At 55.6% G+C, this 20,757-nt stretch carries 21 protein-coding genes; 20 read left to right on the top strand and 1 reads right to left on the bottom strand.

Annotated elements, in window-relative coordinates; translation table 11 throughout:
• The first annotated feature begins 58 nt into the window (after nt 1–58).
• Together NFR25_RS01310 and NFR25_RS01305 are read left to right on the top strand one after the other, a co-directional pair.
• A complete protein-coding gene (locus tag NFR25_RS01310) occupies nt 59–901 on the top strand; it encodes a hypothetical protein (protein WP_251197449.1) in 843 nt (280 codons plus the stop codon).
• Entirely contained in the window at nt 901–1,734 is an 834-nt protein-coding gene (locus NFR25_RS01305) for a hypothetical protein (protein ID WP_251197448.1), read from the top strand. Before NFR25_RS01310 ends, NFR25_RS01305 begins: the two co-directional genes overlap by 1 nt.
• Nucleotides 1,735–1,867: 133 nt before the next feature.
• On the opposite strand, the gene NFR25_RS01300 is transcribed toward NFR25_RS01305, so the two are convergent.
• Nucleotides 1,868–2,557 (bottom strand): response regulator transcription factor, encoded by a 690-nt coding sequence (locus tag NFR25_RS01300; RefSeq protein ID WP_251197447.1) that lies wholly within the window; start codon nt 2,555–2,557, stop codon nt 1,868–1,870.
• A gap of 151 nt (nt 2,558–2,708) precedes the next feature.
• Between NFR25_RS01300 and NFR25_RS01295 the strand changes: the two genes are divergently transcribed.
• The 18 genes from NFR25_RS01295 (at nt 2,709) to tyrS (ending at nt 20,711) form a co-directional block, all read left to right on the top strand.
• Nucleotides 2,709–3,479 (top strand): type III pantothenate kinase, encoded by a 771-nt coding sequence (locus NFR25_RS01295; RefSeq protein WP_251197446.1) that lies wholly within the window; start codon nt 2,709–2,711, stop codon nt 3,477–3,479.
• 60 nt (nt 3,480–3,539) lie between these two features.
• Complete coding sequence (locus NFR25_RS01290; RefSeq protein ID WP_251197445.1) at nt 3,540–5,207, top strand: formate--tetrahydrofolate ligase; 1,668 nt, start codon at nt 3,540–3,542, stop codon at nt 5,205–5,207.
• A gap of 27 nt (nt 5,208–5,234) precedes the next feature.
• On the top strand, nt 5,235–5,852 hold the full coding sequence (locus NFR25_RS01285; protein ID WP_251197444.1) for a cyclodeaminase/cyclohydrolase family protein: 618 nt from the start codon (nt 5,235–5,237) through the stop codon (nt 5,850–5,852).
• Complete coding sequence (locus NFR25_RS01280; protein WP_251197560.1) at nt 5,852–6,703, top strand: bifunctional 5,10-methylenetetrahydrofolate dehydrogenase/5,10-methenyltetrahydrofolate cyclohydrolase; 852 nt, start codon at nt 5,852–5,854, stop codon at nt 6,701–6,703. The genes NFR25_RS01285 and NFR25_RS01280 overlap by 1 nt, the downstream gene beginning before the upstream one ends.
• A 14-nt stretch (nt 6,704–6,717) precedes the next feature.
• Nucleotides 6,718–7,203 carry a tRNA (adenosine(37)-N6)-threonylcarbamoyltransferase complex ATPase subunit type 1 TsaE gene (gene tsaE, locus NFR25_RS01275; RefSeq protein ID WP_251197443.1) on the top strand — a complete coding sequence of 162 codons (486 nt, stop codon included), beginning with the start codon at nt 6,718–6,720 and terminating at the stop codon, nt 7,201–7,203.
• Nucleotides 7,204–7,226: 23 nt separating this feature from the next.
• Nucleotides 7,227–9,695, top strand: coding sequence for a tRNA (adenosine(37)-N6)-threonylcarbamoyltransferase complex transferase subunit TsaD (tsaD, locus tag NFR25_RS07490; protein WP_251197442.1), 2,469 nt, complete (start codon nt 7,227–7,229; stop codon nt 9,693–9,695).
• Nucleotides 9,696–9,884: 189 nt separating this feature from the next.
• Entirely contained in the window at nt 9,885–10,658 is a 774-nt protein-coding gene (locus tag NFR25_RS01265) for a ubiquinone/menaquinone biosynthesis methyltransferase (protein ID WP_251197441.1), read from the top strand.
• A 110-nt stretch (nt 10,659–10,768) separates the two neighbouring features.
• Entirely contained in the window at nt 10,769–12,127 is a 1,359-nt protein-coding gene (locus tag NFR25_RS01260; protein WP_251197440.1) for an amidohydrolase family protein, read from the top strand.
• An 89-nt stretch (nt 12,128–12,216) separates the two neighbouring features.
• Entirely contained in the window at nt 12,217–12,420 is a 204-nt protein-coding gene (locus NFR25_RS01255; protein ID WP_251197439.1) for a CASC3 protein CASC3, read from the top strand.
• A gap of 42 nt (nt 12,421–12,462) precedes the next feature.
• The gene (locus tag NFR25_RS01250; protein ID WP_251197438.1) at nt 12,463–13,173 is read left to right on the top strand and encodes a twin-arginine translocase TatA/TatE family subunit; all 711 of its coding nucleotides are present in this window, start codon (nt 12,463–12,465) and stop codon (nt 13,171–13,173) included.
• Nucleotides 13,173–14,132 (top strand): twin-arginine translocase subunit TatC, encoded by a 960-nt coding sequence (gene tatC / locus NFR25_RS01245; protein ID WP_251197437.1) that lies wholly within the window; start codon nt 13,173–13,175, stop codon nt 14,130–14,132. The genes NFR25_RS01250 and tatC overlap by 1 nt, the downstream gene beginning before the upstream one ends.
• Entirely contained in the window at nt 14,132–14,515 is a 384-nt protein-coding gene (locus NFR25_RS01240; protein WP_251197559.1) for a hydrogenase maturation nickel metallochaperone HypA/HybF, read from the top strand. The genes tatC and NFR25_RS01240 overlap by 1 nt, the downstream gene beginning before the upstream one ends.
• Before the next feature lie 3 nt (nt 14,516–14,518).
• Nucleotides 14,519–15,169 carry a hydrogenase nickel incorporation protein HypB gene (hypB, locus tag NFR25_RS01235; protein WP_251197436.1) on the top strand — a complete coding sequence of 217 codons (651 nt, stop codon included), beginning with the start codon at nt 14,519–14,521 and terminating at the stop codon, nt 15,167–15,169.
• Between the two features lie 105 nt (nt 15,170–15,274).
• Nucleotides 15,275–16,090 (top strand): NAD(+) synthase, encoded by an 816-nt coding sequence (gene nadE / locus NFR25_RS01230; RefSeq protein WP_251197435.1) that lies wholly within the window; start codon nt 15,275–15,277, stop codon nt 16,088–16,090.
• Nucleotides 16,091–16,450: 360 nt separating this feature from the next.
• A complete protein-coding gene (locus NFR25_RS01225) occupies nt 16,451–16,741 on the top strand; it encodes a co-chaperone GroES (protein ID WP_251197434.1) in 291 nt (96 codons plus the stop codon).
• A 72-nt stretch (nt 16,742–16,813) separates the two neighbouring features.
• Nucleotides 16,814–18,448, top strand: a complete 1,635-nt coding sequence (gene groL / locus NFR25_RS01220; protein WP_251197433.1) for a chaperonin GroEL — start codon at nt 16,814–16,816, stop codon at nt 18,446–18,448.
• Nucleotides 18,449–18,530: 82 nt separating this feature from the next.
• Complete coding sequence (locus NFR25_RS01215) at nt 18,531–19,397, top strand: TrmH family RNA methyltransferase (protein ID WP_251197432.1); 867 nt, start codon at nt 18,531–18,533, stop codon at nt 19,395–19,397.
• Between the two features lie 102 nt (nt 19,398–19,499).
• Nucleotides 19,500–20,711 (top strand): tyrosine--tRNA ligase, encoded by a 1,212-nt coding sequence (tyrS, locus tag NFR25_RS01210; RefSeq protein ID WP_251197431.1) that lies wholly within the window; start codon nt 19,500–19,502, stop codon nt 20,709–20,711.
• Nucleotides 20,712–20,757 lie beyond the last annotated feature (46 nt).

Genomic DNA, 20,757 nt, shown 5'->3' with positions numbered 1-20,757 from the left:
ATAGAAAACCATTCTGTTCCATTAGAGTGTTTTGTGCTGATGAAGGGAAGTGATTCAAATGGGGCTTGATGCAACAGTGCGTTGTGATTGTTTTGAGAAGGGCCTTATGAGGCCATGCCCTGTTGATATAGCCGATATTTATGTTGATGGAGATGGCTACCTTGCATCTAGAACGCTCGATGAAGCTTCAAGAGCATTAGACTTCCGTCGGTTTCTTGCGCGATACGAGCGGCTCGAGGAAGAGATTGACGAATGGGCACGCAATGGCTGCTCTCATGAGAGTGGTGAATTATGCTCAGAACGGGTGGGAAATATCGCTGCTTGCGCCCATTTTAAATCGCTGGTCAAAGAAGTGGGTGGTGAGGAGGAATTCCCCTATCTTAGCAAGCTGCTTCCGTATTCAAATGGCGGTATTTACCCTGTCGAAAAGGCGCTCAAGACGCTTGAAGAATTGAATCGTTTTATTGATGTTGTAAGCAATGTTAACGAGTGGGTCTTGTGCGATATGGAGACCGAAGAAGAGGTTTGGTCATGCACAACCCATGCCTCTTTTGTGTGGATGCTTAGCTATGATTCCAGGATAGGCATGGCGGGTGATAGGGTGTTTTTCGCTCAGGCGGGAAAGCCTGTAGTTGAAACGACGCATTTCAAACAGATTCCAATAGGTCACCCTGATAACCAAGGTTGTCAGCCCATGCGCATCGTCTGTCTCGATACAGGAGCCGAGACGTATTCGTTTGACTCCATAGGTCCTGATGGCAGTAAGAAAATCGAGCGAGAATTCTATGTTGCTTCCAAGAAAGCCCCGTTTCTTTTTGAGGGGAAGTACTGGATGGCGGAAAGAATCAAGAATCTGCTTATTGCGTCGATTCAAAGCGGCAACCCGATCAGGTGGTGTTGATGATGAAGCGTACAAATATTATCGAGGACGCGCCTACGACCATCGTTCCGTCTCTTGACTTTGAGGCCAAGCATGAGCTGAACAAGCAGAGTGCGTTCAATCGAGACATCATAAAGGATGCAGGCTATTGCGGGTGCTTTCACTGCGGGTCCTCGTTCAAGGCTTCAGAAGTTCAAGATTGGCTAAAAGAGCAGCATGGCAAAGATACAGCTCTTTGCCCTTATTGCGGTGTTGACGCTGTTATTATTGGCACAGAAGAATATCCGCTCAGCACAGCTCTTCTTGCGAAGCTTTATGTGGAATGGTTCGAAAAAGAATACGAAAAAGCGAATGAGGAAGGAAATTCCATTCCTGACTATAAAGGCTTTGATGAGTTTTATAGAAAGGGTATTCCTTTTCGAATCGAATACGATCCTAGTATCAAATCGGTCGGATCGATCAAGCTTTTCTATCTTGGGTGGCTGGATCAGGATTTGTGCAATTGCACCCCTGAAGACCCTGATGGCTCACTAGCTAAGATGCTTCTTGAAGTTAATAGCGAGGATGCGGCAGATAGTTTTCAAGCGTCTACCAATGAAGGACAATCTGAGCATGGAAGCATCATTTCGGTGAGAGCATATATCGATGAGGATGATTACTACTATTTTGAGATGCTTGACAGCGATGGTAACGAACTTCCATTTGAGCCGTGGTCAGGCGATATGGAAGACTTGATTTTGGATTTGACAGAGAGATATGGCGACAGATTAAAGGGCCTGTTGAAGAGCCCTTATTCTGATTCTTTGGACCTTGTAGTTGAGGCGCAAGCTTCCGAATACGGAAGACCCATGTAGGCTACACTTTGGGTTTTTCAGGAAACGGCCTTTTCGCCAAGTTCAGAGGGATTTCAGCACCCCCGGCAGATTCGCGGCAAACAAAAAGGCCAGCACGAAGCTGGCCTTTTTGTTTGCGTATGGAGAGTGCAGGTTATTTCTTGAAGCGATACCCGTAGCCACGAACGGTCTCAACAACCTGCGGATTGTAGCCTGCAGCCTCGATCTTGTCGCGCAGACGCTTGATGTGCGTGTCGACGGTCTTGGTCTCCGTGATGAAATCCCAACCCCATGCATCGCGTAGCAGATCTTCACGAGAGACCACTTTGCCAGCATTGTGCATCAGGCAGCTCATCAGCTCGAATTCACGCGGCGTAAGATCGATAGGACCGTGTTCGCCAACAGCGGTATGAGCATCGTCGTCCAGCACGATACCGCCAGCAGAAACCTCCGCCGAAGCGTTAACAGCCACCTGCGAGCGACGCAGCAAAGCGCGCGTACGTGCGATCAGTTCGCGGATGCCGAAGGGCTTAGCCAGGTAGTCGTCCGCGCCAAGCTCCAGGCCAACGATCGTGTTCACTTCGCCATCACGAGCGCTCAAGAACAAGATAGGAGTGTCGTACTTCGCACGGATACGACGGCACAGTTCGTAGCCATCGATACCTGGAAGGATGATGTCGAGGATGTAGAGATCATAGGGCTTTTGCTCGATCAGCTCGATAGCAGCTTCGCCATCGCCCGCTGTGTCCACCGAATAGTTTTCCTTCTGCAGTGCATAGCTGACGAATTCAGTGATCGAAGGCTCATCATCGACAACGAGGATGCGAGTGGGGGTATGATCCATGGTAAATCCCTATCGAAATCTTCTTGCACGCACTCATTCTATACAGCAATGAGGCTCTTTCTTACTCACAATATGATAGCATCTGTTTTAGTATTTACCGCGCTTAATCGTCAAGCGCGAGCGTTTTGTACCCATCGAAAGGTGCGCTGAGATGCTGTTAGTGGTCGATATCGGCAACACCCATACTGTCCTCGGCATTTACGACGAAGATCGTCTCATTCATATGTGGCGCCTGGCCACGAACGTGGAATACACGAGCGACGAACTGCGCATCAAGCTCCATGCCCTGTTGGGTGCCGAGCATATCGAAGGCACCTCCATCAAGGGCGCCATCCTTTGCTCGGTCGTGCCTGCGCTCACCCATAACTGGGAGAAGGTGTGCGAGCGATCCTTCGGCGTCACGCCGCTGGTGGTCTCTGCTTCCAATTGCGCGCATCTGTTGAACATCGAGCGGACCTCGTTCACCGAACTTGGTGCTGACCGTGTGGCTGATGCTATTGCAGCTAAAGCGATCTTCGGGGCTCCTGTGGTGGTGGTCGATTTCGGTACCGCTACGAACATGGAGGTCATCGACAAGGACGGGGCATTCGTTGGCGGTATCATCGCGCCTGGTGTGGAATCGTCCATGCGCTCGCTCATGAGCCGTGCTGCGCTCCTGCGCGCGGTCGAGCTTGAAGATCCGGGCATCGCCATCGGTCGCGATTCTTCCGAAGCTATCCAGATCGGCGTGGTCTGTGGCGAAGCAGCACGCGTTGATGGTCTGGTCGATCGCATCCATGAGCAGCTTGGATACCCCACGAAAGTGGTGGCAACGGGCGGTCTGGCGCATCGCATCGCACCGCTTTCGCGCACCATAACCGAAGTCGATGTTGAATTGACCTTACAGGGATTACGCCTGATATATAACGACCTGACCAAGTAGGATATCCCTAGATATTCATAGGGAAAGAGCACGTCATCTCAAGAGAAAGAGGGGCCCGACATGTTGACCGACATTGAAATTGCCCAGGCGGCCACGCTGCAAGACATCTCCGCTATCGCCGAATCGGCAGGTATCGCACCTGAATACCTTGAATGCTACGGCAAGACCAAGGCGAAGGTGGACTACAATCTGCTGCGTGAAAAGGACTACGAACCAGGCAAGCTCATCCTGGTGACCGCTATCAATCCCACCGCTGCTGGCGAAGGCAAGACCACCACTACCGTGGGTCTTTCCGATGCGCTCCATAAGATGGGCAAGAACGTGGTCGTCGCACTGCGCGAACCATCGCTGGGTCCTGTGTTCGGCGTGAAGGGTGGCGCTGCGGGCGGCGGATATGCCCAGGTCATCCCCATGGAAGACATCAACTTGCATTTCACGGGCGACTTCCACGCCATCGGCGCGGCGAATAACCTGCTGGCTGCAATGCTCGACAACCATATCCAACAGGGCAACGAATTGAACATCGACGTGCGCCGCATCACCTGGAAGCGCGTGGTGGACATGAACGATCGCGAACTGCGCAACATCGTGGTGGGCCTTGGCGGAACCAAGTCGGGCGTACCGCGCGAAGATGGTTTCGACATCACCGTTGCATCAGAGATCATGGCTATCTTCTGCTTGGCAACTTCTATCACTGACCTGAAAGAGCGCTTGGGCCGCATCGTTGTGGGTTACACCTACGACGACGAACCAGTTACTGCTCACGACCTAGGCGCTGAAGGCGCTATGGCGGCGCTGCTGAAAGATGCGCTCAAGCCAAACCTCGTTCAGACGCTCGAGGGCACCCCAGCGTTCGTTCACGGCGGTCCATTCGCGAACATCGCTCATGGCTGCAATTCCATCATGGCAACACGCATGGCTCTAGCGCTTGGCGACTATTGCGTTACCGAGGCAGGCTTCGGTGCTGATCTTGGTGCCGAGAAGTTCCTCGACATCAAGTGCCGTTTGGCGGGCCTTGAACCAGACGCGGTGGTGGTAGTGGCGACCGTGCGCGCTCTGAAGAACCACGGCGGCGTGGCCAAAGAAGACCTCAATGAAGAGAATCTTGAAGCGCTCGAGAAGGGTCTACCGAATCTGCTCCAGCACGTTGAGAACATCCGCACGGTATTCAACCTGCCTTGCGTGGTAGCTATCAACGAATTCCCGACCGACACCCAGGCCGAAGTGGACCTGGTTCGCAAGAAGTGCGAAGAGCTTGGCGTGAATGTGGCGCTTTCCCAGGTTTGGGCAAAGGGCGGCGAAGGCGGCCTTGAACTGGCTGAAGAGGTCATCCGTCTCTGTGATGAGACGAGCAAGCTCACCTTCGCCTATGAAGACGATCTGGGCCTTGCTCAGAAGATCGAAGCCATCGCCAAGCGGATCTATCATGCTGACGGGGTCGATTTCACTCCAGCCGCAGCGCAGGAGATCGCTAAGCTCGAAAGCCTTGGTTTTGGCAAATACCCCGTTTGCATGGCGAAGACCCAATACAGCTTCTCCGACGATGCCTCCAAGCTTGGCGCTCCGCGTGATTTCCGCATCATGGTGCGTCAGGTCAAGGTTTCCGCTGGTGCAGGCTTCGTGGTCGCGCTCACAGGTGACGTGCTCACTATGCCGGGCCTGCCGAAATCACCCGCTGCGTTGCGCATCGACGTTGACGAAACGGGCAAGATCAGCGGCCTGTTCTAAGAGCGGCAATACAAAGCGAAGGCGATCATGGTCGACAGAACTTTCATCGATGAATTGGCAAGCAAAGCGCCCACACCAGGAGGTGGGGGCGCTTCGGCTTATTGTGGGGCTCTTGCTGCGGCGCTCTCTTCTATGGTGTGCAACCTCACTACAGGGAAGAAGGCTTACGCTGCGGTCGAAGATGAGGTGCAGCAGGCAGCCAAAGAGCTTGCAAGCCTTACCGATGAGCTGGTGAAGCTGGTCGACGAAGATGCCCGCGTATTCACGCCGCTTGCCGACGCGTACAAGATGCCCAAGGAGACCGAGACACAGAAGCAGGAGAAAGAAGCTGCGCTCCAGCAGGCACTGGTGGGCGCTTGCGATGTGCCTGTTTCTATCATGAAAGCCTGCACGCGCGTTATCGAATTGGCAGAGATGCTCGCCGAAAAAGGCTCACGCATGGCAGTATCCGACGCGGGCGTGAGCGTGCTCTTCGCGAAGGCGGCGCTTCAGGGCGCATCGCTCAATGTGCTGATCAATTGCGCATCCATGACCGACCGAGCTCGCGCTGAAGGCTATCTTGCCGAAGTCGAGCATATGTTGAACATCTATACGAAGCGTGCCGATGCGGTCTATGCTTCGGTTGTGAAGGAGTTGGATAAATGATCCCGCATATCCTGGGCTCCAAGCCTGTGGTGGAAGCCATGGAACAGGACCTGAGACCCCGTGTCGAACTGCTGCGAAGCAAAGGTGTAGTGCCAACACTGGCCATCGTGCGCGTGGGTAACAAGCCTGATGACATCAGCTACGAGCGCACCGCCATCAAGCGCGCTGAAGCGCTCGATATCGCTGTGCGCGTATTCGAGTTCCCAGCCGATGTGTCCCATGAGCTGCTCGCAGGCGATATCACCTATATCAACGAAGACCCGAAGATCCATGGCTGCTTGATGTTCCGCCCGCTCCCTGAATTCTTGGACGAAAAAGCCTTGTGCGATCTGCTCGCGCCCCACAAGGACGTGGACGGCGTGTCCAGCGCAGCTCTGGCAGGCATCTTCACCGACGACCCCGATTCGCTTCCGCCTGCAACGGCTGAAGCGTGCATCAAGGTGCTCGATCATTACCGCATCCCGCTCGAGGGCAAGCATGTGGTGGTCATCGGTCGCAGCTTGGTCATCGGCAAGCCTGTGTCCATGATGCTGCTGCGCCACAACGCCAGCGTGACCATCTGTCACTCGCGTACGGCTGACCTGCCTGCCATCACTCGCGCGGCGGATATCGTCATCTGCGCGACGGGTCGTGCCAAGGCTTATGGCGCCGACTATTTCGCTCCAGGCCAGATCGTGCTGGATGTAGGCATCAACTTCGACGACGAAGGCCATATGTGCGGCGATGTCGATTTCGCTCAGGTCGAACCGCTCGTTGAAGCCATCACGCCTGTTCCAGGTGGCATTGGATCGATCACTACGCTCTGCACCATGGAGCACACGGTCATGGCGGCTGAACAGGCTGCGCTCTAAGGCGGCAATTGCTCGTGAGTGCGCGAACCTACACCTTCACCAGTCAAAGCGTTGAGCAGACCCAATCGCTCGCGGCTCAGTTGGCTTCGTGCGTAGAGGCCGGCGATGTGGTCGCGCTCGATGGCGATCTAGGGGCAGGGAAGACCCACTTCACGCAAGGTCTTGCTGAAGGGTTGGGTGTAGCAGATCTGGTCACCTCGCCCACCTTCACGGTGATGGTGGCCTATGATAGCGGTCGGCTCCCGCTCTATCACTTCGACCTCTATCGCTTAGAGGATGCTCTTCAGCTTGAAGATGTGGCGTTCTACGACTATGTTGACGCTGATGGGGTGAGCTGTGTCGAATGGGCCAGCAAATTCGCTGATGAACTGCCCGATCACACCTTATGGCTCTCGATCACCACAGGCGAAGATGGTGCGCGAACCATTCAAGCCACGGCACGCGATCAGCGCGCTATCGATCTGCTCGATGCGTGGATCGCCGCTGCAAGCGCTCTATGAACATTTGACAAGAAGGTCTTCTGATGAGCTCAGACTACATACTTGCTTTTGACACGGCTAATGAAGTGATCGCAGTGGGCGTGGGCAAGCTCGATCGCGTCGCGCGCAGCATAGAGGTGGTTGCTTCGATCGAGGTACCTGCTTTTCGTGCGTCGAATACCAAGCTCATCACCCAGATCGATGCGGCGCTCGCGCAAGCCGGCATTGCTAAGACCAGTCTTGCATGCGTGATCTGCGGCCGCGGACCTGGTTCGTTCACGGGCGTGCGCATCTGCGCGGCTACGGCCAAGGGCATCGCACTCGGGCTCGAAGTTCCGCTCTTCGGGGTGTCCACGCTGGATGCTCAGGCTTGGGACCGATGGGCCGATGGGGTCCGTGGTGCCGTGGTGGTGCTGGGCGATGCGATGCGCAAAGAGGTCTATCCAGTGCGTTATATGCTCAACGACCAGGGTATCGAGCGTCTGAATGCAGACTTCGTGGTGAAGGCTGACGCTGCATGCGAATGGCTCTCTTCAGGGGAAGGGGACCAGCTCATCACGGGCGATGCGCTGGCTAAGTTCGCCGATAGATTCGCAGAATATGGCACGCTCACCAACGAGGATGCGTGGCATCCCACAGGAGCCGGATTGCTCCGTGCAGCCCAGGCCGCTTGGCACGATGGCGCTTTCGACCCAGACAGCATCGAGCTGGGTGATCCGCTTTCGCTGCTGCCCGTTTACACGCGTCTTTCCGATGCTGAAGAACACGAGCGGACTCGCTTGGCGAAGACCGATGATGCGGATCAGTCTCGACCTATTGCTTCAGCCGTCGATCTCACGACGGGTGTGCAGGGTGACACTCGTATTGTTGAAGCCGCTACCCAAGACGGCGCGCTCCAGATCGAAGGTAAGACCTTGCGTCTGCAGCCGCTCGATGCTTCGTGGGCGGCCGATGTTGCCACAATGGAAGCAGCAGTGATGGGTAGCGATGCTTGGAATGAAGCTCAGATCATCGATGATCTTCCGCGTACCGATCGCACCTGGTGGGCGGCTTTCCTTTCGTCAGATCCCACTACACGCGAAGCCACTCCTGAAACCGATGAGCTGGTCGGTTATGCAGGTGGCTGGATCGTTGATGGGGAAGTGCAGATCTTGAAAGTAGCGGCAGCTCCTAAGCTTCGCCGCAAGGGTATCGCGCGTATGCTGATCGAACGCGTGGCAGCTGATGCACGCGACTTGGGCGCTTGTGATATGTCCCTTGAGGTGCGCGTTTCCAACACAGGAGCGCATCGATTCTACGAACGTTTGGGCCTTGAGAATATCGGTACGCGTCCGCGCTACTACTCCGACAAAGAAGATGCCTTCATCTATCGTGGTCCGCTACCCGTGGCTCAGGCCGATGTTGCAGGCATGGACCTTATGATCAACGACTTGGCCGATCGATCTGAAACTGGGGCTCAAGGAGCACCTTCAGCCAGCAAGCTCATCCTTGCTATCGAGACTTCGTGTGATGAAACTGCCGCGGCCATCGTGAATGGCGAAGGCCAGATCATCGCCGATGTTGTGGCTTCCCAGATCGATTTCCATGCGCGTTTTGGTGGCGTGGTGCCCGAGATCGCCAGCCGTAAGCACATCGAAGCTATCGCGGGTGTTGCGCTCGAATGCTTGTATCAGGCCCGCGCAGTGCTGGAAGCGCCCGATCTGAAGTGGAGCGATCTTGCTGCGGTCTCGGTAACCTATGCGCCTGGTTTGGTGGGGGCTCTTGTGGTGGGCGTGGCCTTCGCTAAGGGCTTGGCATGGAGCTGCGATCTGCCGCTGGTGGGCGTGAATCACCTCGAAGGTCATATCTATGCGAACAAGCTGGCTTCGCCTGATATTCAGCCGCCCATGGTGGTCTCGCTGGTTTCGGGCGGCCACACTATGTTGGTCGAAGTGAAGGACTGGGGCAACTACACCACGCTCGGTTCGACCTTGGATGATGCAGTAGGGGAGGCCTTTGACAAGGTGGCAAAAGCGCTCGGCCTGGGCTATCCGGGCGGACCGCTCATTTCGCGTTTGGCCGAAGAAGGCGACCCGAACGCCATCAAGTTCCCACGTGCACTGCTCCATTCTGGTGACTACGACTTCTCGCTTTCGGGCTTGAAGACGGCAGTGCTCACGTATCTGCAGAAGGAAGAGCAGGCTGGACGCGAATGGGATACGCCCAACATCGCTGCCAGTTTCCAACAGGCGGTCATCGAAGTACAGGTTGCGAAAGCACGCGCCGCATTGGAACAGACGGGTGCCAAGGAGTTTTGTCTTGGCGGCGGCGTAGCTGCCAATCCTGCTCTGCGCGCAGCTTATGAAGATCTTTGCGCTGAAATGGGCATTCGTCTTACCATGCCTCCTTTGAAAGCCTGCACGGATAATGCTTCCATGATCGCTCTGGTAGGTCTTGCACGCTATGACCAGGGAAGATTCTTCGACTATACCTGCGATGTAGCCGCCCACACTTCCCTAGACGATCCCTACTAGGAGTGACCTTCCCAAATACGTTGTCGCAAGCAGTAAGCCTGTAGGGGCCCTGCCCCTACAGGCTTACTGCTTGCGCCAAAGACTTACATTTTTGCCATTAGTAAAACTCTGATTGTTTTCCTCATCTTAGATGGCTACGATATTCAAGCACTCGTAAACGAACGAAGGACCGACAAGGATCGCATCGGCATGACCGAATCGAAAGAACATACCAACGAGCATTCGATCGATACTGCCACGGGCGAAAATGCTCCCGCGGAGCTCTCCTCCGACCGCGTTCAGAAGATCTTCACCGACATCGCCTGGGATTACGAGCGCTTCAATCGTCTTTCCAGCTTCGGTCAATACGTTGGCTGGCTCGAGACCCTTATCGATAATTCGCCCATCACCTCAGACTCTCGCATGCTCGATATCGCAGGCGGCACGGGCGATGTGAGCTTCATGGCCTGCAGCCGCAAGAAGCCCAAAGAGATCATCCTTTCAGACTACACGCCCGCCATGCTCGAGGTGGCTCAAGAGCGTCTCGATGAAGGGGAGAACCGCGGCGTTCCCATGGAGCTTGCGGTGGTCGATGGCCAGGATATCCCCTACGAAGACGATTCATTCGACATCATCACCATGTCCTACGGCATCCGTAACATGCCCAAGCGCGAACAGGCGCTCTCCGAGATGTTCCGTGTGCTGAAGCCCGGTGGGTCGCTCTGCGTGCTCGAATTCTCCACGCCGCCTAATCCGCTCATGCGCCTTGGCTATCGTCTCTATCTGCGCTGGGGCATACCGCTGTGGGGTAAATTCTGCACTGGCGATGCTTCAGGCTTCATCTATCTTGCCAAATCCATCAAGGCGTTCCCTGATCAGGAGGGCTTCGCCCAAATGCTGCGCGAAGCTGGTTTCACCGACGTCGAGTGGACCAACGTGACCTTCGGCGTGGCTGCCGTCCACATCGCCAAAAAACCTTTATAGCTCCACGCGAGCAAGGTAGTGGGTAAATATCTTACCCTCACCCTCCAGGCCAACGTTTCAGTGGGTGCTTCATGCTAATATGTGTATGAAAACTCACTACAGGAGGATCCATGCTTCTCTGTGCACAATACGTTCTGCCCGTCTCTTCGGCTCCCATCGAGAACGGCGCCATCTACGTCAAAGACGACAAGATCCTGGACATCGGCCAGGCCGACATGATGCGCCTGCGCTACGCAGACGAAGAGATCCACGATTTTGGCAACGCAGCACTGTGTCCCGGCATGATCGATCTTTATGCGCGTCTTGAAGATGCCATCCTTCGTGGTCTGATCAGCGACGTCCCCTACACTGGTTGGATCAAAGAGATATCAGAACTGCGTCGCAAGCTCTCTGCTGAAGAAAGCTACGAATCCGCTTATCTTGGCGCGCTCGAGGCGCTTGCTTCGGGCATCACCACCGTGGGCGATATGACCACTACGGGTGCTGCTGCTCGTGCGGCTGACAAGCTCGGTCTGCGTGCGGTGATCTATCGCGAAACTTCTGCCATCGATAAGAATCTGGTGAATTACGCGCTGAAGAAGGCTGTGGGTGATCTGGAGAAATGGTCGAACGAGATGACCTCTGATCGCATCTCCTTCGGTCTGGCGCCTGCACCCGTTTTCGAGTGTCATCCCCTCATCTACAAGGAAGTTTCCCATTATGCCTTGGAGCATAACCTGCCTGTGGCCATGCGCTTGGCAGGCAGCAATGAGGAATATCGCTTCGTGAAGCATGGCCGCGCGGTGGATAGCAGCTTGCGCTTCGAGCTGTCGGGCTTCATGGAGCTACCGCCATGGTTGCCTACTGGTGTCACGCCCGTGAATTATGTGCTGAACTGGGAAGGCTTCGATGCCGAGAACACCATGATCATCTATGGCGTGTGCGTCAATCACGAAGATATCAACAAGCTCAAGGAATACGATGTGGCTGTTGCCATCACCCCCAGCTTGAATGCTCAGTTGGGTATGGGCGTTGCGCCGCTCGATGAATACCTGCGTGCGGGTCTGCGCGTTGGTCTAGCAACGGGCGCTCCTGGCTCGCTCGATTTCGTGGACATCTTCACAGAGATGCGCGTTGAGCTGCTCATCCAGCGCGCTATGAGCAATCGTGACTTCATCAGTGCTCAAACGCTGCTTGAGATGGGTACGCTCTCAGCTGCGAAGGTGCTGGGCATCGATGACAAGGTCGGCTCCCTGGAAGTGGGCAAGCAGGCTGACATCATCGCTATCGACCTGGCTGGCTCACACCAAACTTCTGTGAACGACCCGATCTTCACCATGCTCAGCTCCGCATCGAACAACGACGTTATGATGACCATGGTCGATGGCAACATCTTGTTCGAGCGCGGTCAGTGGCGCGTTGACGGCACCGATGTGGCTAAGAACATCGCTCGCGTGTTGAGCATTCGCACATCGTTGCGCCCATCCTAACCTATCCTCATCACCCCACACCGAATAGAGCACCCACGCGCGAGCATCGTAGGGTAAAGTTGTTCTGTCCGTAGGAAAGAGATTGAGCAATGGCTGGAAAGAAACAGAAGATCAGTGCCAAGCAGGCAGAAGAACGCAGGCAAGCCGCCCTCGAACGTCAGCGTAAGCAGGCGGAGAAGCAGAAGCGCGCTGAATTCATCAAGCGTATCGGCGTTATCGTTGTGTGCGTCATCCTTGCGCTCGCTCTCTCTATCCCTACCGTCGGATTGATGTTCATCGGTGGCGCGTCCTAAGCCCGAGCGCTCTCGCGTTGATAGAAGATTTGAGGCTGCGTCTTGTTTGGAATCGGCGGATTTGAGCTATTTCTCATAATTCTCTTCGGCTTTCTTATCTTCGGCCCCGATAAATTGCCGGAGATCGCCAAGACCGTTGGCATGGCCATCAACAAATTCAAGAAAGCAAAAGACGAAATGGATGGCGTCATCCGCGAAGAGATCTTCGACCCCAGTGCAGATGAGCCGTTCAAGAATCCCTCGAAGGCGCTCGACCGTGCTCATAGCGCTGCTAAGCAGAAGATCAAGCGTGCCGAAAACGAAGAGACCTTCGCTCAGCGCAAAGCTCGCTACGACCGTGAACGCGCTGAGTGTAAAGCCCGCGCAGAGATCGATCAGAAGAAGCAAGCTGAGATCGACGCTAATCGTGCGAAGATGAAGCAGGAAGCTGCTGCTAAGGCCGAAGCGCAGGGTCAAGCGCAAACTCAGGCTCCAGTCAATGATGGGGCTAAGGCTGGCACCGAAGCCCAGGTTCAGGGCCACGCTGATGCCGAAATCTCCGCCGAAACTTCTGCGGCAACTCCCGCTTCCAAACCAGAACCGAAGACTTCCACGCAAAGGCCTACGGCCGACCAGCTCTATGGCAACGTTCCTCTGAACAAAGACGTGATCCGCGAAAAGGGCAGCTCAGAGTCCAAGTCTGAAGCTGTTTCTGTCACAAAGCCAGCAGAAGACCAGTCAGCCTCCACCACCTCCAAGGGAGGTGAGCAGTGATGCCTATCGGACCTGCGCGTATGTCTTTGATGGAGCATTTGGGCGAACTGCGTATGCGCTTGGTGCGCATCGTGGTGGTACTGCTGGTGGCTTGTATCGTCTTCTACCTGGCAACGCCCACCATCGCGCAATTCCTGCTCATGCCCGTGGCGCAATACTTGCCCGCCAACGAAGATGGTCAGGTGCTGCTGAACGTGCTCGGTGCCTTTGACGCGTTCGCCCTGCGTTTCCAATTGGCGCTCTGGGCATCGCTCGTGGCTACCGCACCGTTCATCCTATGGCAGATCCTCGCGTTCTTCCTGCCGGCACTGAAGCCCAAGGAGCGCAAGTGGTTCCTGCCCACGTTCTTCGCAGCAGTGGGCTTGTTCATCTTCGGTACCGTCTTCTGCTATTTGGTCATCCTGAACCCCGCGTTCGAATGGCTCACCGACCAAGCATCGGGTTTCGCGAACATCCTGCCAGAGGCCAGCAAATGGGTCGACATCATCATCAAGTTTGAGCTAGGCTTTGGTCTGGGCTTCGAGCTGCCGCTGGTGGTGTTCTACCTGGTGGTCTTCAACGTGATTCCTTACGACAAGCTGCGCAAGAGTTGGCGCTATGTCTACATCGGCCTGCTCATCTTCTCGGCTATGGTCACGCCAGACGCTTCGCCCGTGACCATGGGCCTTATGTTTGCGGCACTGGTGCTGCTCTACGAGATCAGCCTGTTCATCGCTCGATTCGCGGTGAAGAAGCGCGCTAAGAAGCTCGAAGAGCAAGCCGTTATCGAAGCGCAGGAAGCCGAAGAGGCGCGCGAAGAGCTGCGTCAGTTGAAGCGCGATTTCGACAAGCATCTATGGGGCAGCGACGACGAGCTCGCTCCTAAGAAGAAAGCCCAACCCGCCCAATCTGCACAACCTGCACAGGCCGCGCAGACCCAGGCCGACCAGCCTCAGTCCTCGAACGAAAAGGGCGAATGATGCACGAGCTAGGCATCATGACAGGCGTTATGGAATCGGTCGAGACCGCCGCGCGCGATGCCGGGGCCGACCGTGTGCTGAAGGTCTCGCTTGATGTGGGCGTTATGACCGAAGCTATTGAAGACGCGCTCCAGTTCGCTTTTGAAGCGCTTGCAGAAAACAATCCCTACTTCGAAGGCGCCACCCTTGAAGTGACCATGATCCAGCCTAAGAGCATTTGCACGCAATGCGGTCACGAATTCTCCCACGACCGGTTTCATATGCTGTGCCCCGAATGCGGCAGCCCTTTCTTGCAGCTGCTCGAAGGCAAAGAATTGCAGATCTCTTCGATCGAGGTAGATATGCCCGATGAAGATGAACCAGACAACTCGGACAAGGAGTAGCTCATGCAGATCGATCTTCACCAGCCCATTCTTGATAAGAACGACCGTTTGGCCGACGAGAATCGTGAGCTGTTCAAGGAAAAGAAAGTGTTCGTGCTCGATCTGTTGGCATCGCCTGGCTCAGGCAAGACCTCTACCATCCTGGCAACCATCGAAGCGCTGCGTGATGAATTCAATATCGCGGTGATCGAGGGCGATATCGCCTCCTCGGTGGACTCTGAGAAGATCAAGAGCCAGGGTATCGCGGCCGTGCAGATCAACACTGGTGGCGCGTGCCATCTGGAAAGCGCGATGATCCGCCGCGCGGTCGATGTGCTCGACCTGGACAACCTCGACCTTATCATCATCGAGAATGTGGGCAACCTGGTGTGCCCGACCGACTTCGATCTGGGCGAGAATATGAAGGCCATGATCCTGTCCGTCCCCGAAGGTGACGACAAGCCGCTGAAGTACCCAGGCGTATTCCAGGCTGCGTCTGCCATCGTGTTGAACAAGATCGACACCGCGCCCGTGTTCAACTTTGACGAAGAACTGTTTTACGACCATATTAAGAATCTCAATCCCACTGCGCCCATCTTCCCGATGTCTGCTACAAATGGTAAAGGCGTTGAAGCGTGGGCTAACTGGCTGGCCGACCAGATCCGCGCGCTCTAGGCTCTAGGGCCCAAGTTCGAGCGCTGCGCAGGCACGTAGGGGAGCGCACGGGCTAAGAACAAGCTTACGATCAGCAGAGACAGCCACAGCAAAGAGGGGAAAGCTATGGATCTCGAGCAGAAATACACACTGAGCGTTCAGGCACTGAAGGATTATGCCACGCAGGCGGGTTTCACCGATGTGGTGCTCGGTCTTTCGGGCGGCATTGATTCCGCGCTCGTAGCGGTGATGTGCGCCGAAGCTTTCGGCCCCAACCACGTGCATGCCTACATGTTGCCTGGCCCCTATTCAAGCGATCACTCCATTTCAGATGCGGAAGAGCTTGCCGCGAACCTAGCTATTCCTGTTGAGAAGATATCGATCGAAGGCCCTTATGAAGCCTTCGTTGAAACGTTGAGCGATGCCGTGGGTGGTCCGCTTTCTGGGCTTGCTTCCGAGAACACCCAGGCCCGCTGCCGCATGGTGTGTTTGATGGCGCTCTCCAACGCGTTTGATTGGATGATGGTCAACACGGGCAATAAGAGCGAAGCCGCCATGGGCTTCTCTACCATGTATGGTGACACGTCGGGTGCGTTCGCCCCGCTCGGCGGTCTCTACAAGACCGACGTGTTCGCCCTTTCGCGTTGGGTGAACGAACGCGCCGTAGCTGCTGGTCAGATCCCTCCCATCCCCGAACACATCATCGTGAAGCCGCCCAGTGCTGAGCTTTCTCCTGGTGCCGAAGATGAGAAAGCGCTCGGTATCGACTACGAGACCTTGGACAAGATCCTTATCGCGCATTTCGAGCATGGCAAACCTGCCGAAGAAGTGGTGGCCATGGGTTTCAATCCCGAAGAGGTGGGCTACGCCATTCGTCGTACCAACTCCTATGCCTTCAAACGTGCCATCGAACCGCCATTCCCCGACGCAAAGTTCTACTAGCTCGGACACTTGGAGGACAGGTCCCAAAGTGTCCCGAACGCTTTGGGGACAGGCCAGGAAGCATTTAAGATGCGTTTTGCTCGCGCTTCAGTTCGAGCAGATGGCATGAAACGTGTCCAAAACATGGAGTAGGTTACGCTTCGTAAACCTATATGACGAACGCGCATATTTTCTGAAACTCGCCTTGCATTCATGGTAAAACTTGATAGTATATTCAGGGTTAGCACTCGACACTTGCGAGTGCTAATTACTCTCTAGCAGTGTTGCGGTGCTCTTCAAGCCGCCCCGCTAACTCGGGCAGCACGGCTGGACTGACCTGGGAACAAGGCGCATAAGCGCATTCGAAGAAAGGAAGTACCTATGAACTTGAAGCCGCTCGGTGATCGCATCATCGTCAAGCAGGACGAGGCTCAGGAGACCACGGCTGGAGGCCTCTACATCGCTCCTGAATCCAAGGAGAAGCCCCAGACGGGCGTTGTTCTCGCTGTCGGCGAAGGCCGCGTCAACAACGATGGTAAGCATCTTCCTATGCCTGTGAAAGAAGGCGACCGCGTGCTCTATGGCAAGTACGGCGGAACTGAAGTTGACGTCGACGGAGAGGCTGTTCTCATCCTGCGCGCCGACGACATCTACGCTGTCTACGCAGACTAATCGCTTCTGCGACCTCTCGAACATCTAACTCGGAAATTTCGCCCGTAAGGGCACCAATGAAAGGAACCATCAATGGCAAAAGAAATTTTGTTTGACACCGACGCTCGCAGCGCAATGGCCGCTGGCGTCAAGAAGCTCTCTGATGCGGTCAAGGTGACGCTTGGCCCTAAGGGTCGCTACGTTGCGCTCGAACGTTCTTTCGGCGCACCCCTCGTTACCAACGATGGCGTTACCGTTGCTCGTGAGATCGACCTTGAGAACCCGGTCGAGAACATGGGCGCTCAGCTCGTTCGTGAAGCGGCAGTGAAGACCAATGATGTCGCTGGCGACGGTACCACCACGGCAACCCTGTTGGCAGACGTCATCGTCTCCGAAGGCTTGCGCAACGTTACTGCAGGCGCTGCAGCGCTTGGCATTCGTCGTGGTATCGAAGTTGCTACTGAAGCAGTGGTCGAGGCCATCAAGAAGGACGCTCAAGAAGTTACCACCAAGGACCAGATTGCGAACGTTGGCACCATTTCCGCAGGTGACGCGGTCATCGGCGAGAAGATCGCAGAGGCAATGGAAGCTGTTGGCAAGGACGGCGCTATCTCGGTCGAGGAATCTCAGACCTTCGGCATCGATATCGACATCGTCCAGGGTATGCAGTACGACCGCGGCTACATTTCTCCCTACATGGCAACCGACACCGAGCGCATGGAGGCGGTCCTTGCAGATCCGTTCATCTTGCTCACCGACTTGAAGATCTCTTCGATCCAGGATCTTATTCCCTTGCTCGAGCAGGTCATGAAATCTGGTCGTCCGCTGCTCATCGTTGCGGAGGACGTTGAAGGCGAAGCATTGGGCACCCTGTTGCTGAACAAGCTGCGTGGCACCCTGAATGTGGTGGCTATCAAGGCACCGGGCTTTGGCGATCGTCGTGCTCGCATCCTTGAGGACATCGCAGTGGTCACTGGCGGCAAGGTTGTTTCCAAGGACTTCGGCATGACCTTGGCTGATGTGAAGCTCGAGGACCTGGGCACCGCGAAGACCGTGAAGGTTTCCAAGGACACCACCGTCATCATCGACGGTGCAGGCGACAAGGCTGCCGTGGATGCCCGCATCGCATCCATGCGTGCTGAACTTGAGCGTCTTGACTCTGAATTCGATCGTGAGAAGCTTCAGGAGCGTTTGGCTAAGCTCTCTGGCGGTGTTGCCGTGCTGAAGGTTGGTGCAGCGACCGAGTCCGAGCTGAAAGAGAAGAAGAGCCGCATCGAAGACGCGCTCCAGGCAACGCGCGCTGCTGTTGAGGAAGGCATCGTTGCAGGTGGTGGCGTTGCATTGATCAACGCGATCCCCGCGCTCGAGAAGCTGAAGGTTGCTGACAACGACGAAAAGGTTGGCGTTGACATCATCCGCAAGGCGCTCGAAGCTCCCATGCGTGCCATCGCTGCCAATGCTGGTTATGAAGGCTCCGTTGTGGTCGAGAAGGTCAAGAGCCTGAAGAAGGGCGAAGGTGTGAACTTCGCGAATGGCGAGACGGGCAACATGATCAAGATGGGCGTGAACGACCCCGTGAAGGTGACCCGTACCGCGCTGCAGTCCGCAGCTTCTGTGGCGGCTTTGATCTTGATCACCGAAGCAACCGTGAACGAGATCCCCTCCGAAGGTCCCGACCTGTCCGCACTTGCTGGCGCAGGCATGGGCGGCGGAATGGGCATGATGTAATAGCTGCTCACACGCACTTTTTTGAAAAGCTCCCACCCGGGAGCTTTTCTTTTATACTTGGGTGAGAGATTGAGGAGTGTTTGTGATCATTCAGGTTGAGGATATACGTGATGAACGGCTGGATGCTTATGTGCGGCTCACCGAAGTGCAGTTGCGCAATCGACTGGAGCCAGAGAAGGGCATCTTCATCGCGGAATCGGAGAAGGTCATCGTGCGCGCGCTCGACGCAGGCTACGAACCACTTTCGTTGCTCATTCCTGAACATCGTCTGCAGCGTAGTGCGGCACTGATCGAGCGCATCGAAACAGACTTCGGTCCTGCTGCTGGTGCCGCCGCCGAAGACGCTCCAGGTATTCCCATCTATGTGGCGCCCTCCGAGCAGATCGAACAGCTAACTGGCTTCGAGTTAACGCGCGGGGTGCTGTGCGCGATGAAGCGCAAGCCGCTTCCAACCATGGAGAGCTTCGCGCACGATGCAAAGCGCATCGCAGTGCTTGAAGACATCACGAACCACACGAACGTGGGAGCGGTCTTCCGTAATGCGGCAGCCCTTGGCTTCGACGGGCTCCTGATAACTCCTGGTTGCTGCGACCCGCTCTATCGCCGCGCGATCCGCGTGTCGATGGGTACGGTCTTCCAAGTGCCATGGACGCGCTTTCCAGGGACTGTTGAAGATTGGCACGAATCGGGTGTTGAGACGCTCAAACAGCTTGGTTTCACTACCGTGGCGCTCGCGCTCCATGATGAATCGGTCTTCCTTGACGACCCGCAGCTCGAACGACCAGAGAAGCTGGCGGTTCTGCTCGGTACCGAAGGTGAGGGGCTTTCGCAGCGCACCATCGAAGCAGCTGATCTTGTTGCGAAGATACCTATGCGCGACGGCGTTGACTCGCTCAATGTTGCCGCCGCATCCGCTGTGGCTTTTTGGCAACTACGCGCACACCGTTAAGAGCGACAGAATGCCGCGTTGCTCTGTTTTGCGGTATGCTGGTTATTCAACGAATTCAACTGAAAGAGCGCACAGCGCGCGTCCTATGAAGGAAGAGGATCGATGATTCCAGCAGAAGAACAATTCCGCACCATCGTTTCGGGAGCAGCCCAGATCGTTCCTGAAAAAGCTCTGATGGAAAAGCTCGAACGCAATGAGCCGCTGAATATCAAGCTTGGTGTCGATCCCACTGCCCCCGATATCCATCTCGGTCATGCGGTGCCGCTGCGCAAGCTTCGCCAGTTCCAGGACCTGGGCCATCATGTCACGCTCATCATCGGCGATGGTACGGCGCTGATCGGCGACCCTTCAGGTCGCAACTCCACGCGCCCGCAGCTTTCGCGCGAACAGATCGAAGCGAATGCGCAGACCTATGTTGACCAGGCGTTCAAGGTGCTCGATCCCGAAAAGACCACCCTGCGCTACAATTCCGAATGGATCTTGGATCTGAACATGGAAGACCTGTTGAAGTTGCTCTCCAACTTCACGGTTGCACGTATCCTCGAGCGTGATGACTTCACTAAGCGCTACAGCAGCAATCAGCCTATCAGTCTTCATGAATTCCTCTATCCGGTCATGCAGGCTTATGACTCCGTAGTGATCAAGGCTGATGTTGAGTTGGGTGGCACCGACCAGCTGTTCAACCTGCTGGCAGGTCGCGAATTGATGGAGAAGATGGGCATGGAGCCCCAGGTCTGTCTCACGCTTCCGCTGCTCGAAGGCACCGATGGTGTACAGAAGATGTCCAAGAGCTACGGCAACTACATTGGCCTGACCGATGACCCCAACGATATATTCGGCAAGGTCATGTCCATTCCTGACGAACTGATGGTGAAGTACTATCGCCTGGCTTCGACCAAGCCGGTGGACGAGATAGACCAGATCGAACGTGGTCTGGCAGACGGATCGTTGCATCCGAATAAGGTGAAGCGAGCTCTGGCCCAGAACATCGTTGCTGCTTATTACGATGAAGCTGCGGCAGTAGAAGCCGAAGCGGCGTTCGATCGCGTGTTCAAGCAGCACGATATCCCTGAAGACATCCCCGAATTCGCTGCTGATCTTACGCCAAACGATGAGGGTCTGGTCTACGTGGCAAAGCTCATCAGCGATGCAGGTATGGCTCCTTCGGTCGGCGAGGCTCGTCGCCTCATCGATGGCGGCGGTGTGAAAGTAAATGGCGAAGCGTTGGCGCCGAAGGCTTACAACGTTGATCCCGCACTGCTCGAAGGTGCAGTGATCCAAGTGGGTAAGCGCAAGTTCGTGCGCTTGGTCTAGGCTTAGCTTGCAAGGGCTTGGCCTTGTTGCTTGGTCTGATGGTATT

It is taken from the genome of Anaerotardibacter muris (assembly GCF_943192915.1).
Lineage (GTDB): Bacteria > Actinomycetota > Coriobacteriia > Coriobacteriales > Eggerthellaceae > Anaerotardibacter > Anaerotardibacter muris.
Note: the sequence above shows the minus strand (reverse complement) of the source record. Positions and strands in the feature narration are given on the sequence as shown.

What these genes read in the sequence shown, in the direction of transcription:
- NFR25_RS01310 (WP_251197449.1), top strand. Translation starts at nt 59, where the DNA reads ATGGGGCTTGATGCAACAGTGCGTTGTGATTGTTTTGAGAAGGGCCTT.
- NFR25_RS01305 (WP_251197448.1), top strand. Translation starts at nt 901, where the DNA reads ATGATGAAGCGTACAAATATTATCGAGGACGCGCCTACGACCATCGTT.
- NFR25_RS01300 (WP_251197447.1), bottom strand. Translation starts at nt 2,557, where the DNA reads ATGGATCATACCCCCACTCGCATCCTCGTTGTCGATGATGAGCCTTCG.
- NFR25_RS01295 (WP_251197446.1), top strand. Translation starts at nt 2,709, where the DNA reads ATGCTGTTAGTGGTCGATATCGGCAACACCCATACTGTCCTCGGCATT.
- NFR25_RS01290 (WP_251197445.1), top strand. Translation starts at nt 3,540, where the DNA reads ATGTTGACCGACATTGAAATTGCCCAGGCGGCCACGCTGCAAGACATC.
- NFR25_RS01285 (WP_251197444.1), top strand. Translation starts at nt 5,235, where the DNA reads ATGGTCGACAGAACTTTCATCGATGAATTGGCAAGCAAAGCGCCCACA.
- tsaD (WP_251197442.1), top strand. Translation starts at nt 7,227, where the DNA reads ATGAGCTCAGACTACATACTTGCTTTTGACACGGCTAATGAAGTGATC.
- NFR25_RS01265 (WP_251197441.1), top strand. Translation starts at nt 9,885, where the DNA reads ATGACCGAATCGAAAGAACATACCAACGAGCATTCGATCGATACTGCC.
- NFR25_RS01260 (WP_251197440.1), top strand. Translation starts at nt 10,769, where the DNA reads ATGCTTCTCTGTGCACAATACGTTCTGCCCGTCTCTTCGGCTCCCATC.
- NFR25_RS01255 (WP_251197439.1), top strand. Translation starts at nt 12,217, where the DNA reads ATGGCTGGAAAGAAACAGAAGATCAGTGCCAAGCAGGCAGAAGAACGC.
- tatC (WP_251197437.1), top strand. Translation starts at nt 13,173, where the DNA reads ATGCCTATCGGACCTGCGCGTATGTCTTTGATGGAGCATTTGGGCGAA.
- NFR25_RS01240 (WP_251197559.1), top strand. Translation starts at nt 14,132, where the DNA reads ATGCACGAGCTAGGCATCATGACAGGCGTTATGGAATCGGTCGAGACC.
- hypB (WP_251197436.1), top strand. Translation starts at nt 14,519, where the DNA reads ATGCAGATCGATCTTCACCAGCCCATTCTTGATAAGAACGACCGTTTG.
- nadE (WP_251197435.1), top strand. Translation starts at nt 15,275, where the DNA reads ATGGATCTCGAGCAGAAATACACACTGAGCGTTCAGGCACTGAAGGAT.
- NFR25_RS01225 (WP_251197434.1), top strand. Translation starts at nt 16,451, where the DNA reads ATGAACTTGAAGCCGCTCGGTGATCGCATCATCGTCAAGCAGGACGAG.
- groL (WP_251197433.1), top strand. Translation starts at nt 16,814, where the DNA reads ATGGCAAAAGAAATTTTGTTTGACACCGACGCTCGCAGCGCAATGGCC.
- tyrS (WP_251197431.1), top strand. Translation starts at nt 19,500, where the DNA reads ATGATTCCAGCAGAAGAACAATTCCGCACCATCGTTTCGGGAGCAGCC.